Source organism: Acidisoma sibiricum (assembly GCF_057837225.1).
Genome location: NZ_CM174445.1, coordinates 2,762,413 through 2,776,656, shown reverse-complemented (window position 1 = coordinate 2,776,656; position 14,244 = coordinate 2,762,413). Strand labels below are relative to the sequence as shown.

General features: G+C 64.6%; 12 protein-coding genes. 2 read left to right on the top strand and 10 right to left on the bottom strand.

Features of this window, described 5'->3' with window-relative positions:
• Positions 1-140: 140 nt before the first annotated feature.
• From AC3G7M_RS13250 to AC3G7M_RS13235, 4 genes are all read right to left on the bottom strand, one after another.
• Positions 141-1,067 (bottom strand): cation diffusion facilitator family transporter, encoded by a 927-nt coding sequence (locus AC3G7M_RS13250; RefSeq protein WP_489212531.1) that lies wholly within the window; start codon positions 1,065-1,067, stop codon positions 141-143.
• Between the two features lie 120 nt (positions 1,068-1,187).
• Complete coding sequence (locus AC3G7M_RS13245) at positions 1,188-1,676, bottom strand: DUF1203 domain-containing protein (protein ID WP_489212530.1); 489 nt, start codon at positions 1,674-1,676, stop codon at positions 1,188-1,190.
• A 1,040-nt stretch (positions 1,677-2,716) separates the two neighbouring features.
• Positions 2,717-4,033 (bottom strand): aspartate aminotransferase family protein, encoded by a 1,317-nt coding sequence (locus AC3G7M_RS13240; protein WP_489212529.1) that lies wholly within the window; start codon positions 4,031-4,033, stop codon positions 2,717-2,719.
• 2 nt (positions 4,034-4,035) lie between these two features.
• Positions 4,036-5,043, bottom strand: a complete 1,008-nt coding sequence (locus AC3G7M_RS13235; RefSeq protein WP_489212528.1) for a phosphotransferase enzyme family protein — start codon at positions 5,041-5,043, stop codon at positions 4,036-4,038.
• Between the two features lie 181 nt (positions 5,044-5,224).
• Between AC3G7M_RS13235 and AC3G7M_RS13230 the strand changes: the two genes are divergently transcribed.
• Positions 5,225-5,995, top strand: coding sequence for a DeoR/GlpR family DNA-binding transcription regulator (locus AC3G7M_RS13230; RefSeq protein WP_489212527.1), 771 nt, complete (start codon positions 5,225-5,227; stop codon positions 5,993-5,995).
• 61 nt (positions 5,996-6,056) lie between these two features.
• On the opposite strand, the gene AC3G7M_RS13225 is transcribed toward AC3G7M_RS13230, so the two are convergent.
• The 4 genes from AC3G7M_RS13225 to AC3G7M_RS13210 form a co-directional block, all read right to left on the bottom strand.
• On the bottom strand, positions 6,057-6,467 hold the full coding sequence (locus AC3G7M_RS13225) for an OmpA family protein (RefSeq protein ID WP_489212526.1): 411 nt from the start codon (positions 6,465-6,467) through the stop codon (positions 6,057-6,059).
• Between the two features lie 90 nt (positions 6,468-6,557).
• On the bottom strand, positions 6,558-6,902 hold the full coding sequence (locus AC3G7M_RS13220) for a hypothetical protein (RefSeq protein WP_489212525.1): 345 nt from the start codon (positions 6,900-6,902) through the stop codon (positions 6,558-6,560).
• Positions 6,903-7,059: 157 nt separating this feature from the next.
• On the bottom strand, positions 7,060-9,753 hold the full coding sequence (locus AC3G7M_RS13215; protein ID WP_489212524.1) for a valine--tRNA ligase: 2,694 nt from the start codon (positions 9,751-9,753) through the stop codon (positions 7,060-7,062).
• Positions 9,754-9,875: 122 nt separating this feature from the next.
• Positions 9,876-11,003, bottom strand: coding sequence for an ABC transporter ATP-binding protein (locus AC3G7M_RS13210; RefSeq protein WP_489212522.1), 1,128 nt, complete (start codon positions 11,001-11,003; stop codon positions 9,876-9,878).
• A gap of 253 nt (positions 11,004-11,256) precedes the next feature.
• Here AC3G7M_RS13210 and AC3G7M_RS13205 point away from each other — a divergent pair, with 253 nt between their 5' ends.
• Positions 11,257-12,360, top strand: coding sequence for an oxidoreductase (locus tag AC3G7M_RS13205; RefSeq protein ID WP_489212521.1), 1,104 nt, complete (start codon positions 11,257-11,259; stop codon positions 12,358-12,360).
• Between the two features lie 183 nt (positions 12,361-12,543).
• Here the strand turns inward: AC3G7M_RS13205 and AC3G7M_RS13200 are convergent, their stop codons facing one another.
• Together AC3G7M_RS13200 and AC3G7M_RS13195 are read right to left on the bottom strand one after the other, a co-directional pair.
• Positions 12,544-13,614 carry a phosphotransferase gene (locus AC3G7M_RS13200; RefSeq protein WP_489212520.1) on the bottom strand — a complete coding sequence of 357 codons (1,071 nt, stop codon included), beginning with the start codon at positions 13,612-13,614 and terminating at the stop codon, positions 12,544-12,546.
• Positions 13,611-14,228 (bottom strand): LysE family translocator, encoded by a 618-nt coding sequence (locus AC3G7M_RS13195; protein ID WP_489212518.1) that lies wholly within the window; start codon positions 14,226-14,228, stop codon positions 13,611-13,613. The genes AC3G7M_RS13200 and AC3G7M_RS13195 overlap by 4 nt, the downstream gene beginning before the upstream one ends.
• Positions 14,229-14,244 lie beyond the last annotated feature (16 nt).

The following is a 14,244-nucleotide window of genomic DNA, read 5'->3' as shown; positions in this document are numbered from 1 at the left end:
GCGGCTCGACCGAGTTCACAATCTGCGCGGTCTTCGCTTCGATCGTCTTGAGAAATTCGGCGTTGAGGGATGGTCGCCTCCGTCCAATCCACCCATGATCGTCTTGTTAAGAACCATTTTTAATGGGTAAGATTGAGCCCTCAATTCGCCCATTCCGGGTCCGTCGTGAAAACGATCGTCAGCCACCGGTCGGGGCTGTCGGGCCCTAATCCGTGGCCGATCTCGTCACGCAGCGAATCCCACTCCTCCAGCCGCCGCGCCGGCCAATTCGCCGGCACGATGAAATACAGCTCGATCTGGCTGCCGCGGCCGACCCGCGCGACATAGGCGCGATAGGACAGAAACCCGAAACGCGTCACAGTCGCGCGCGCCACGGCATCGACATGGTCCTGCATTTCTGGCGGTGTCACCAGCAGAATATCGGCGACCGCCCGGCGAATGGTGCCGAGCGGCACAGGGATAACGGCGAGGGAGACCAGCGCCAGCGCCGCCGGATCGACATAGGGGGCGAGCCATTGCAGCGACGTTCCCTGGATCAGGAAACCTCCGAGGAAGGCGCCGAACAGAGCGAGGCCGAGCGCCGCACCCACGCCCCAGGCCTTGCCGTCAAGGGCGACGAGGTGAGAGCGCAACCGCCTGTTCGCGGCCCTGATATAGACCAGCATGCCGATATCGACGAGCGTCGCCGCGCCCTCGAAGATCATCGCCGCACCAAAGGACAGCGGATGGCCGCCCGCCAGGAGCGCGCTCACGGCATTGACCAGGGCGTAAAGGGCAGCGCCACTCATCAGCGTGCCGTTCAGGCCCAGCACGATGGGCTCCAGATGCCAGAAACCCATGGTGAAGCGCTGATGGAAGGGCTTGCCCGCGACATCCGCCGCATTGGACGCCGCGATCAGCCGGGCGACGCCGAAGGCCAGCCCCGTCATGGTCGCATCGACCAGCGAATACATGCCGTCGAAGATGATGGCATTCGATCGCGCCGTGAGGCCAAAGGCGAGGCTCGCGACCGCGAGCAGGATGGTCGCGACAATGGAATTGCGAAGAACGGTCTGCTCGCTGCCCATGGCGCGCTCCTGGCTGGAAAGGCGGCCATACGGCGCAGATGCCGGATAGCCCCCCTCGCCTTTTGTCTCTAGCTGCAGATCCGGCTCAAGGCGACCCAGGCGCCGCGTCGGTACGACCAGTCAGACCGGCCTCGCGACAGGCTCGATGAGCGTCAGCAGGCAGCCCGGCCCTACCGTGTGAATATTGAGAAAGGCGGTTCTGGGATCGCCGAGGACGCGTTGCATGGGCACCGCCAGGTCAGTACCCGTCCATACCTGCCCAAGATCGTACAGACATTGATGGGCCGCATCATAGACCCGCATCGATACGGGCGACTCCTTGCGCACAATGGGCGCCAGCCAGTTCTCTGCCTCGGCCCGCGCACAGGCATGGTCATGCACGAAAATCGGGCTCGGCGTCCAATAGATGCCGAGCGGTTTCGGCAGATTATACGAGCCGAGCAGCATGGTGTCTCCGGCTTTGCCGAACTGCAGGCAATGGCGGCAGGGAAAGCCTTCGCCCCCGGTCGCGATCACGCGGCGCACCGCATTGCCGTGGTCATCCTGGCCTGTGAGACGGAAGCGATCGGCCACGTCAGTGGCGATAGGAACACAGCGAAAGGTATTCATGGAATGGTATCCTCGTTGTCACGAGGCCATAGGCAAGCATAGGATGACGCCGGCCGCTCGCCGAAAACGGACGTCGCCTTCGATGGGGTGCGCCCCATATGTAGCAGGTCTAAAGACTGGTCATATTTCGAAAGCAAATTAATGGCGGGAATTGAATAATTGAACAATGACGCTAGTCGGAATAGTTCGACTCAAATCTCTTAGGTGGCGGGATTTTCCAAAATTGCTTAGGCCAGCAAAAATGCAACGTGTCAGCGTTCAAATGTTCTATATATTTGTCGGAATGATAGTGGCATTTCCCTGTATCGCATCGAAGACAGGTCGAACGTACGCAACTCATGATGACGCGGTCCAGTTCCTCACAGCACAATTAATTTGTCCAAATGAGGTTTCTCCCAATCCCACTCCGCTACTTCAATATCTTGTCAAAATGGGAAACATTAATCTTCGTAGAAGAGATCAGATTGATAGCACTTCGTGCTGGCCGCTCGAGCCACCTTTCGTGGCGGATGGCCTAATCATCTCCCATATATGCGCTTTCGATACTAGTGATCTGGTCCAGGCACAGCATCCTGACCTTTACACGCGTGAGCCTGGCACGGCGCTAAGCCAGCTAACCATATTCACGCAGTCAAGCAAGGATTTTACTCGAAAATGGCTGAGCGAGCATATTTTGATCAACCCAACCTCTCAATTGCAAGTGACCGGACCGAACGATGTTGGCCGACAAGACCTCCCGTATGAGAGAGAAACGGTGGTTGATTGTGAGAATTGATGCTCGTGCAGTCGCGGCAGGGACGCATCACTGTGCGTCCCTGCACCAGATGCCCTTGGCCGCATAATTAAACCAATTGGCCTTCGGAAAACCCGGCGCGGACCATGACACCGAGACTTTGATCTCCCAGTTCCTGAAGGCCTATAGCGGATGCAGACTAAAGATTGGCTGCCCGCACTGTGGTGCCACCCCCAAATGGTGAACCCACATCTTCCGTTTCCAAACGGGCTCTTAGGACTGCGGTTCGGCCAGATATCACTGCCCGTCAAACGACTGCGGTCGCCCGCAGCGCCTCGAGAAAGACATCCACATCCGCGCGGGAGAGGCAGAGCGGCGGGCGGATTTTCAGCACATTGGCGCCCAGGCCCGCGGCACCGATCAGCACGCCTCGTTCGCAGAGCGCGTTCATCAGCGCCGTCGTACGGGCGGCATCCGGGGCGCCGGTGTCAGGGTCGATGATATCGACGCCGGTATAAAGCCCGGCCCCACGCACTTCGCCGATCACCGGGCGGTCGGCGGCCACCGCCCGCAGCCCGTCGCGCAGATAGGCGCCGACATCGCGTGCATTCTCGATCAGCCCGTCTTGCGCAATCACCTCCAGCACCGCGATTCCGGCGGCAGCCGCCACCGGATTGCCGCCAAAGGTGTTGAAATAACCGTAATGTTCGGTCAACAGGCTGAGCAGGTCCGGCCGGGTCACAAGTCCCGCCATCGGCATGCCATTGCCCATCGGCTTGCCGAGCGTCACGATATCAGGCGTCACGCCATGGCGCGTAAAACCCCACAGTCCGGCGCCGGTGCGGCCGAAGCCGGGCTGCACCTCATCGGCGATGAACAGGCCGCCGGCGCGATGCACGGCCGCGACCGCAGGCGCCAGAAAGCCCATAGGGTCGGCAAAAATCCCGTCGCTGGAAAAGATCGTATCCACCAGCAGCGCGGCCGTGCCGATGCCCTCCGCCGCCAGCGCCGCGATCTCCGCTTCCACCGCGGCCGTGAAGCCCGCCGCCAGATCCGGGCCGTACTGGCGCGGATCGGGCGCGGGCACGGTGCGCACATAGGCAGGCCAGCGGCCGGTCTTGTAGGTGGAGGGCGAAACCTCCGTCACCGCCGTGGTATTGCCGTGATAGGCGCCTGCGGTGACGATTATTCCCTGGCGGCCCGTGGCCAGCCGCGCGATGCGCAGTGCGAGGTCATTCGCTTCCGACCCCGTGCAGGAAAAGGTGACGTTGCTGAGGTCCGCGGGGAAGGTCGCCAGCAGCCGCTCGGCATAGGTTGTGACCACATCCACCAGATAGCGGGTATGGATATTGAGCTTGGCCACCTGGTTCTGCACGGCTTGCACCACATGCGGGTGGCAGTGGCCGACCGAGGGCACATTGTTATAGAGGTCGAGATAGGCGCGGCCGTCAGCCGCATACAGCCTTGTGCCTGCCGCCCGCACCATCTCCAGCGGCTGCTTGTAGAACAGAACCGCGTCGCGCCCGAAGGTCGCGAGCCGGCGGGTGACGGAGGCGGAGGCACCTTCGGCCGTCGTCGCATCAAAGGCATTGAGGCTCAGGATCGGGGCAATTGACTGGTCCATGATCAGACTCCCTGCCGGTCAGCGAGATAGGCACGCGCGAGGGCCACGCTGCCATCCGTATAGGCCGTGCCCATCGCCTGCGCGGTTGGGGTTTCCGCGTGGGACGCGACCCAGGCGGTGAGCAGAATACGCCGCAGCATCACGAAATCATCGATCGCCGCCTCATCATCCGGCGTGACGGGGGCGATGCGCCGGTAGCCGCGCAGCCACGCCGCGCGCAGGGCCGGAATATAGGATTCATGCTCGATGAAGCTGATGGCCGCCGCGAAGTCATAAAAATACCAGCAGAAGCCGCAATCATCGAAGTCGATCACGGAAAGCTGGTCTCCCTGCACCAGGATATTGGCGAGGCGCAGATCGGCATGGACCAAGCCGAAACGCTCCGCGCCGTCGCCGTAGTCGCTCAGCCGGCGCTCGAGAATAGTACTCACCGTTTCGATGACGGCGCGGCCTTCGGGGGTCAGGCCAAGCCCGGCCCGCCAATCCCCCCAATGCGGGGTCTCTCCCAGTGTCGTCTGAAAATTCCATACGCGGCGCTGAAAGCCGTCCGGTCTGTTCCAGGTTCGCGCATGGGCATGCAGGCGCGCATGGATCGCGCCCAAGGCCTCAAACCATGGCACCAGATCGGCATCCGCCGCCGGCTCCGCGCCCGGCTGGAAGGCGAAGCCGGTCATGTAGCGGATGGCACCGTCATCGGGCACGCCGGCAATCAGGGTGCCATCGGCCAGCGGCACCGGGGCAGGCGTCTCGATCACGCCATCGGCGCGCAGCGCCTGAATCCAGGCGAGTTCGGATGCGATTTCGGCAGGCGTATTGTAGCCGGGTCGGGAGACGCGCAACGCCATGTCGATCCCCGTAGCCGGGTCGCGCACGCGAAACGTCGCATTTTCGGAAATGGTGAGGAGGGACACCTCCGCGCCCTCATCCAGCCCCCAGGCCGGCAAAACCGCACGCACGCAGTCCTGCAGCCGTGCGAGAAAGGCCGCGTCATAAAGCGGACCGGCGCTCACGCCGCCACCATCGCGACGCTCGCCAAGGATATGCGCATGCCCGGTCTTCCCCGCAGTCTGGATGTCGCGCCCATCACAGCCGAGCGATGACCGACTTGCAACATTTTTCTGTGGCACCTCCAACATGCAAGCCGCTAGGAAGGCCAAAGGGATCGCCCGGCCGCCAAGGACCGCACCACCGATGACGCAAAAAACCAGCAAGACGCACAGGCAGGATCAGATTGTGGCGGCCCTCTCCGCCCAGCCCAGCCTGCGCGTGGCCGATCTCGCGGCAACCCTCGCCGTCTCCACCGAAACCATCCGGCGCGATCTGGACGACCTCGGCACCCAGGGTCTCATCAACCGCACCTATGGCGGGGCAGTGCGTCCCTTCGGGCCGGAACCGGCGATCAGCGAACGTCACCGGCTGATGGTGGCCGAGCGCGAGCGCATCGGCGTGGCGGCCAGTGCCGTGGTCAGCCATGGGGATGCGCTGCTGATCGGCAGCGGGGCTACCACCACCCATGTCGCGCGGCGCCTGGGGGCGGTGATGCGTGATCTGACGGTGCTGACCCATGCCTTTGGGGTCGCGACCGTGCTGGCCACCAACCCGACGCTGCGTGTGATGATGACACCGGGCCGCTATCTGGGTGAGGAAGGCGCGCTGGTGGGCGCCGAGACGGTGACCTATCTCGCAGCCCATTACGCCCGCCATGCCATCCTCGGCGCCTCAGGCCTCACGGAGGACGGGCCGACTGAGGCCGAGCCCGAGGCCGCCGCCGTCTACCGCGCCATGGCGGCGCGTGCGGCTGAAGTCACCATCGTCGCGGACCATACCAAATTCGGCCGCGCGGCCTTCAGCCTCTATGCCCCCTGGCGCGGCATCACCCGGCTGGTCACGGATCGCGCGCCTGAGGGACCTCTGGCGCAGGCGCTGGCGCGCGCCTGTGTCACCGTCGTGGTCGCCGCGTGAGACGAAAAAGGGCAGGAAGCGCGGCGCTCCCTGCCCTTTCAATCCGTAAAGGCACGTAAGGTTACTGCCCCGTGGGCGCGTTGCCGACGATGATATCGACCCGGCGTACCTCGATCTTGGACATCGGCACCTCCGGCTGCACCGGGCCTTTGGCGATGGCGCTGATGCGGCTTTTATCGATGCCGTCGGCGACCAGGCGGCTGGTCACGGCGACGGCGCGCTCGGTATCGATGTCTGCCGGCTCGACATAGTGATTGCCGGGCGGCGCGCTATAGGCGACCAGGGTGATCGGGTCATTCGGATGGGCGGCCGCGAATTGGGCCGCGGAATTGACGACGCTGCCGCCGCCATTATCAAGCGCGGCTTCCGTGGGTGCGAAGAAAACCGGGAAGCGCTGCCCCGTGGGCGCCGGGTTGAACGCCGCGCAGCCAGCGACCGAGACGAGAAGAGGAAGAGCGAGGAGCCAGCGCATGTTCTACCTGTAAGGTTGACCTATGACGCTGGCTCTAGATCACGGCTGTTTCACCGTCAATTCAAGGACGTAGGAAAGTCTGTTCAGACGTCACCGCCAATGCGGCGGTATCCAGACCCACTGGCCGCCCCGATTGCCCCAATGGCCGGGCACGAACTGGCCGTAGCCAGGGCCGCCGCGCCGGTAATGGCCCCTGATCCAGACATAGCGATAGCCGTCCCAGCGGTAATGGCCGGGCTCCCAGATCATGCCGGGCGGCGGCGGCGGCGGGCCGGGCTCGAACAGCGGTGGCGGCATGGGCGGATAGCCCTGGGCCTCGGCCGGGGCCGTGCTGACCGCAGCAATCCCGCTGGCCGCGGCCACGAAAGCCAGGCCCCCCAGGCCCAGCCGGCGCAGCAAGCCGCGCCGCGGGAGATCCTTCGGATCGGTACTCATAGGCAATCCCCTTATTGATGAGGCATCGTGCGACCCCGGCATCAGGCGCGGTCCAGCGGGCGAAATCAGGGCGGATTTGTGACCGGAAACGGGGCGGGCAGCGCTGCCCGTTTCCGGCACGATCACGATCACGCGATACGCTCAGCCGCGCGTGACGTCAGCCAAGCCGCGTGAGGGCTGCTTCAAGCCGCGCCGCTTCCGCCTCGAAGGCGGCCAGACGGTCCCGGTTTTCCTGCACCACTTCCGGTTTTGCGCGCGCAACGAAACTTTCATTGGCGAGCTTGGACGCGACCTTCGCGGCCTCGTCCAAAGCTTTCGCACGTTCCTTTTCCAGCCGCACGCGCTCGGCCGCGAGGTCGATGACGCCGTCCAGCGGAATGACGATAGTGACAGTCCCGAGCACCGCCTGGGCCGAACCAGTCGGCACCTCTCCGCCCAGCGGACTCACCTCAGACGCGCGGCCCATGCGGCGGATGGCTTCGATCCAGCGCGCGGCACGGCCCAGCTCTTCCGCCGTCGCATCGCGTAACAGGATCGGCGCCAGAACCGAGGGCGGCACGTGCATTTCCGACCGCACGGCGCGCACTTCGGTAATCAGGCCGACGACCCAGTCCAGCTCGGCGCGGGCGGAGGCGGGTTCCGTCACCGGCATCGCTTGCGGCCAGGGCGCACGGATCAGCGTGCCTTCTGCGCCGAAGCCGAACGCGCCCCACAGCACTTCGGTGACATAGGGCATGGCAGGGTGCAGCAGCTTCAGGATGACGCCCAGCACATGGGCGGCGACCGCCCGCACCTCGGCCGCTTCCTCGGTCTCTCCCTGGGCAAAGACCGGTTTCGCAAACTCCAGGAACCAGTCGCAGAAGCTGTTCCAGGTGAAGCGGTAGCCGGCAGATGCGTAGTCATCCAGGCGGTAGGATTCCAGCGCCGATGTCGCCTCCGTCACCGCCGTATTGGCAGCGTCGAGAATCCAGCGCGACAGCGGCAGCGTCGCTGTTGCCGGATCAAATCCCGGCACTGGCTTGACGCCATTCATTTCCAGGAAGCGCGCGGCGTTCCACAGCTTGGTGACGAAGGACCGGTAGCTTTCGACGACCGCTGGTCCAAGCTTCACATCGCGGCCCGGCCCGGTCAGCGCGCAGATGGTGAAGCGCAGAGCGTCGGTGCCGTATTGGTCGATAAGGTCGAGCGGGTCGAGCACATTGCCCTTCGACTTCGACATCTTCTGGCCGCGCTCGTCCCGCACCAGACCGTGGATATAGACGGTCTTGAAGGGCACATCCTCCATCGCGAACAGGCCCATCATCATCATCCGGGCGACCCAGAAGAAGATGATGTCGAAACCCGTCACCAATACGTCGGTCGGATAGTAGCGCGGCAGTTCCGGTGTCTGATCCGGCCAGCCGAGTGTCGAGAAAGGCCACAGGCCGGAGGAGAACCAGGTGTCGAGCACGTCCTCGTCCTGCACCAGGGGCTGCTCGGCGCCATAAGCGGCGCGCGCCTGGGCCTGGGCGCCCGCTTCATCCTCAGCGACGAAACAGGTGCCGTCCGGTCCATACCAAGCCGGAATGCGATGGCCCCACCACAGCTGGCGGGAAATGCACCAGGGCTCGATATCGCGCAGCCAGGCGAAGAAGGTGTTCTCCCACTGCTTGGGCACAAACACCGTGCGCCCCTGCTCCACCGCTTCCACCGCTGGCTTGGCGAGGGTTGCCGCGTCGCAGAACCACTGCACCGTCAGCAGCGGTTCGATCGGCACGCCCGACCGATCGCCATGCGGCACCTGATTGCGGTGTTTTTCGACTTTTGCCAGCAGTTCAAGCCGTTCAAGTTCAGCCACGATGGCGGCGCGCAGCTTGAAGCGATCCGCGCCCGCAAGGCCCTGCAGGAAGCCAGGGTCTGCGACACCGGGCACGGCGCGCAGTTCGTCGGCGATCTCGTCCAGCGTGAACGCGGCCTGACGGTCGAGCACCGAGGGCATCGGCAGGTCATGCCGCTTGCCCACCGCGAAATCGTTGAAGTCATGCGCGGGCGTGATTTTGACAGCACCCGTGCCCTTGGTCGGGTCGGAATGCTCATCCGCCACGATCGGAATGCGCCGCCCGACCAGCGGCAGGATGGCGAAGCGGCCGATGAGGTCCTGATAGCGCTCGTCTGCCGGGTTTACGGCGACCGCTGTGTCACCGGGCAGCGTCTCGGGCCGGGTGGTGGCCACCGTGATGAAGCGGCCCTCCATACCCTCGATCGGATAGGTGATGTGCCACAGACTGCCGTCCATCTCCCGGCTTTCGACCTCAAGGTCGGAAATCGCGGACTGGAATTTCGGGTCCCAGTTTACCAGACGGCGGGCGCGGTAGATGAGGCCCTTTTCATGCAGCATGACGAAGATGCGGCGCACGGCGCGCGACAGGCCCTCATCCATGGTGAAGCGCTCGCGCGGCCAGTCGAGCGATGCGCCGAGGCGGCGCAGCTGGCGGGTGATGGTGCCGCCCGATTCGGCCTTCCACTGCCAGACCCGCTCCAGGAAGGCGTCGCGCCCCATCTCCTGTCGTGTCTTGCCCTCGGCGGCCAGCAGCCGCTCCACCACCATCTGCGTCGCAATCCCGGCATGGTCGGTGCCGGGCTGCCACAGCACGTCCCGCCCCGTCATGCGGCGATAGCGGACAAGACTGTCCTGCACCGTGAAGGTGAGCGCGTGGCCCATATGCAGGCTGCCCGTGACATTGGGCGGCGGGATCATGATGGTGAAGGGCGTGCCGGCGGAGGCCGGATCGGCGCCAAAGGCACCGCTCTCTTCCCAGGTTTGATAGAGCCGGGCTTCGGCTTCGGCGGGGGCGAATGATTTATCGAGCATAAGCCTGCCTAGCCGAGACTGCGCGCCTCAGAAAGGGGGCTTTCCGCAACGCCTCTCAGCGTCATCCGCGGAGTGGCGTCCCCGGGCACTGGCCCGGGGACGCCGGCATTAGGGTAGCGACGTCAGACCACCTTGTCGGTCGTCGGATCGATCAGGTGCATATTGTTCATATCGACGGCCAGATGGATCTTCGTGCCCGGTCCCACCTGCACCAGCGGGTCGATCCGTGCGCAGAAAGGCGCTTCGGTGATGTCCTTATGCTCGCCGCCGCCCAGGAAGAAATAGATCACCGTCTCCATGCCCATCGGCTCGGTGATGTCGATATCGACCGCGATCGTGGCGAAGCCCGGCTTATTGTCGCCCGTATAGACCGGCATATGCTCCGGCCGGATGCCGAACAGCATATCTTTGCCGGCGAAGGGCATGTAGCGGCTGACGCGCTCGGCCGGCACCGCCAGGCTCGCGCCATTGGCGAGCTGCACGGCGAGGCCGTCGCCTTCCCGCACCAGCTTGGCGGGGATGAAATTCATCCCCGGGCTGCCGATGAAGCCGGCGACGAAGCGCGTCTCCGGGTGGTGGTACAGCTCCTGCGGCGGCCCGACCTGCTCGATCAGCCCCTGGTTCATCACCACCACGCGGTCGGCCAGCGTCATCGCCTCGACCTGATCATGGGTCACATAGACGGTCGTCGTCTTGACGGTATTGTGGACCTTCTTGATTTCGGTGCGCATCTGCACGCGCAATTTGGCGTCGAGGTTCGACAGCGGCTCGTCGAACAGGAAGACTTTCGGGTTGCGGACGATGGCGCGGCCCATGGCCACGCGCTGGCGCTGACCACCCGAAAGCGCACGGGGCTTGCGCTGCAGAAGCGGCGTCAGATGCAGGATGCGGGCGGCCTCTTCCACGCGGCGCCGGATGTCTTCCTTCGGAAATTTCCGCAGCTTCAGGCCGAAGGCCATGTTGTCGTAGACCGACATATGCGGATAGAGCGCATAGTTCTGGAAGACCATGGCGATGTCGCGGTCACGGGGCGGCACGTCATTGACGACGCGGCCGCCAATATCGATCTCACCGCCTGAAATCTCCTCAAGCCCCGCGATCATGCGCAGCGTGGTCGACTTGCCGCAGCCCGAGGGGCCGACGAGGACGACGAATTCGCCGTCCTGGATCTCCAGATTGATGCCCTTCACGGCCAGCGCATCGCTGCCTTCATAGGTCTTGGTAAGCGTTCTGATCGAGACTTGAGCCATTGAACCGTTTCCCCGCGGGTCTGAATACGTCTAACGTTCAGCAAGCAAAGCCAGCTTGCAAGCCGCTTTTTTGTTTTTACTGTACCAAGAGTAGCCTTATTTCGCGGCCAAGACCACTGTCTTGATGCAATCGTCCCGCCTCGGCAGGCCAGGGCGCGCGCGTGGCGGTTTCGTAAGTTGAAAATCCGCGCTTCAGGGCCGAGCATGGCGCTCGCTTGGACCCCGTGCCCCCTGAATGAGAGAGCAGAAGCCCATGGCAGACGTCACCCCCCAGCCCCGGCCGATTCGCACCAGCCTGATCGGCTACGGCTATGTCGGCCGCGTCTTTCACGCGCCCCTCATCCGGTCGATCCCAGGCCTGACGCTAACTGCCATCGGGTCCAGCCAGCCGCCCGAGCAGGTGCAGGAAACGGCGCCGGGCACGGAGGTGATCGCCGACCCTTGGGCTGCCGCGACCGCGCCCGATATCGATCTGGTGGTCATCGCCAGCCCCAATGACAGCCATGCCGGCCTCGCCATCGCGGCGCTCGCGGCCGGCAAGCATGTGGTGGTGGACAAGCCCTTCACAGTCTCGCTGGCCGAGGCGCGCGCCGTGGCAGCAGCGGCCGAACAATCCGGCAAAATTCTCTCTGTCTTCCAGAACCGCCGCTTCGACAGCGATTTTCTGACCGCCGAAGCCGCGCTCGCCTCGGGCCGGCTGGGGCGGCTCGTGCAGTTCAATTCTTTCATCGACCGCTACCGGCCGGAGGCGCAGGATCGCTGGCGCGAGCGGCCCGGCCCCGGCGCCGGACTGTGGTTCGATCTCGGCACGCATCTCGCGGATCAGGCGCTGAAGCTGTTCGGCCTGCCAGAGACGGTCGCGGTGCATGTGGCCAGCCAGCGCAAGCCAGGGTCGGCGCCAGACTGGTTTCATGCCGTGCTGACCTATCCCGGCCTGCATGTCATCCTCGGCGCCGGCTGCCTGGTCGCGGGCGGCAGTGCGCGCTTCACCCTGCACGGCACGGCGGCAAGCTTCGTCAAATCCGGCGTCGATGTGCAGGAGACGCAGCTGCGTCAGGGCATGGCGCCCGGCGATCTCGATTGGGGCATCGACCTCGATTCCGCGACGCTGATCGACGGGGCGAGCGCAGAGCCTGAGATCATGGCCGCGATCGACGGCGATTACCGCCGCTATTACCTCGGCATTCGCGATGCGATCATCAGTGGCGGCCCCAATCCCGTGCCGCCGGCCGAGGCGGTGGCGCTGATGGCGCTGATCGAGGCCGGTGTGGTCGCGGCCAGCACGGGCTCCGCCCAGACCCTTGCGCTGACGGCCGCCGAACGCACGGCCTTTCAGGCGGTGCGTGGCCGCGCCTAGTCAGGTTCAGATTTTCACAGAAGCACGCCCCTATCGTCATCCCCGGGCTTGACCCGGCGATCCATGTTTGGGCGCCGCCACAACGCCCTAAGGCGTCACATCTGGCGGATTGAGGCGGCAGAGGCTGTCTTCATCTGCACGGCGACAGGCGTGCGTTGATCGGATGGCAGTGAGCTTGCCTTCCTACACTTCATCCGCGTCAGCCGCCGCAATCGATCGCCGCAGCCGGGCGGCATTGGCTGGGGATTTGAGAAGATGGACAGTCTCCTCGGGTTCCGCGCCCAAGGCCGGCACGGGCGCGCCGCTCAGGAACGACGCCACATAAATCTTGCCAAGCATGTGCTTCGTCGTGGGGGTATCCTGCTCCAGCTGGCCGGTACGCACGGCCACGTCAAATGCCGCGGTGCTTGGGGCCGCAAGATCCCGGTCCTCCAGCGCGCCTTGCGCCGCGAAGGATGCGCAGAGCAGAACGCCTGCGTAATAGAGACGCACCAGGGCGCGCGCATGGGCAAGCTGAGCCAGGTCGATCGGGTCCTTCCATCGCGCCGTGGCGTTTTGTTGGAGAAGCGCTGCACTGGTTTGGTCAGCGGCGAAATTGTCGAGGGCGATGGCGATGTCGATATGAGGATCATTGCGATAGGCGGATTCCCAGTCGATCAGCCACAGCCGGTTGCCGTCAAACAGAAGATTGCGCGGCAGAAGATCATTGTGGCTCGCCACACCACGGGAAAACCCAGCCTCATACGCTTCGCTGACGCGGGCCAGACGCTCCGTTGCCGGGTCAAGCACGCCGGGTGCAAACAGGCCGGTGCCGCATAGATAGGTCCAAAGCCGGCCAACCATATCCGTGTACGTGACGAAGCTCGGAAAGCTGGGAATTTCCTGCAGACGCGCAATCAGCGCGCCGACGGCCTGCGCCAGACCCGCCTCGCCACCCGGATAGGCGCTGAGCGGCCTGGTTTCGATGAAATCCATTACCGCCACGCCCAGCGCCTCATCCGCATAGTACAGCCGCGGCGCGAGGCCGGCCTCTGCCGCCAGTCTCATGGACGCATATTGATGCGGGTTGCGCAGCGGACTGCGCTCGCCTTCCAGCCGCAGTACGTAGTGCTGGCCATCGCGGGTGACGCGGAACGGAAAGGCGGTTGAAGCGCCGCCCGGCAGTGGTGTCACGGCGTCAGTCCGCGCGGACCCGAAAGCCGCCATCAAGGCCGCGTGCAGACGCGCCTGCAGTTTTGGATCATAGCCCCTCACCTTCTATGCGCCACCGCCAGGCCCGCGGCGGCGGCCATCAGCATGCCGCCCGAGATACGGTTGCGCAGCCGCGCATGGCGTGACAGCAGCCCGCGCGCCCGGCCGGCGGCAATCGCCCAGCTGGAATCCATGATCCCGATGATCACCAGGAAGGTCACGGCCAGCAGTGCGACCTGCGGCAGCACCGCGTGGCTGGGCGAGATGAACTGCGGAAACAGCGCGCCCAGAAACAGCAGCACTTTCGGGTTGGTGAGCGAGACCGCCGCCGCCCGCGGCAGCATCGCGCGCAAGGGCACGCGCGCCTCGGCATGCACCCGGCTGAGATCGACCGGCGGCGCCCGCCACTGGCGGTAGCCGAGATAGAGCAGATAGGCGACGCCCAGCCAGCGCAGCAGGGTGAACCAGATGCCCATACTTTCCAGCAGCGCGGTCAGGCCGAGCGAGACGGCGATGAGCTGAATGACCTGTGCCGAGACCGTGCCCGCGACCGTCGCCAGACCGTAGCGCACGCCATGCGCCACGCTATTGGCAACGATCAGCGCCACATTCGGCCCTGGAATGCAGCCCAGGATGAGGGTGACGCCGACGAAGCCGAGATAAAGATGCCAATCCAAGCCGGCGGCCTTTCCT

Excerpts from the sequence above, each read along its gene's own strand:
- AC3G7M_RS13250 (WP_489212531.1), bottom strand. The coding sequence starts at position 1,067 with ATGGGCAGCGAGCAGACCGTTCTTCGCAATTCCATTGTCGCGACCATC.
- AC3G7M_RS13245 (WP_489212530.1), bottom strand. The coding sequence starts at position 1,676 with ATGAATACCTTTCGCTGTGTTCCTATCGCCACTGACGTGGCCGATCGC.
- AC3G7M_RS13240 (WP_489212529.1), bottom strand. The coding sequence starts at position 4,033 with ATGGACCAGTCAATTGCCCCGATCCTGAGCCTCAATGCCTTTGATGCG.
- AC3G7M_RS13230 (WP_489212527.1), top strand. The coding sequence starts at position 5,225 with ATGACGCAAAAAACCAGCAAGACGCACAGGCAGGATCAGATTGTGGCG.
- AC3G7M_RS13225 (WP_489212526.1), bottom strand. The coding sequence starts at position 6,467 with ATGCGCTGGCTCCTCGCTCTTCCTCTTCTCGTCTCGGTCGCTGGCTGC.
- AC3G7M_RS13220 (WP_489212525.1), bottom strand. The coding sequence starts at position 6,902 with ATGAGTACCGATCCGAAGGATCTCCCGCGGCGCGGCTTGCTGCGCCGG.
- AC3G7M_RS13215 (WP_489212524.1), bottom strand. The coding sequence starts at position 9,753 with ATGCTCGATAAATCATTCGCCCCCGCCGAAGCCGAAGCCCGGCTCTAT.
- AC3G7M_RS13210 (WP_489212522.1), bottom strand. The coding sequence starts at position 11,003 with ATGGCTCAAGTCTCGATCAGAACGCTTACCAAGACCTATGAAGGCAGC.
- AC3G7M_RS13205 (WP_489212521.1), top strand. The coding sequence starts at position 11,257 with ATGGCAGACGTCACCCCCCAGCCCCGGCCGATTCGCACCAGCCTGATC.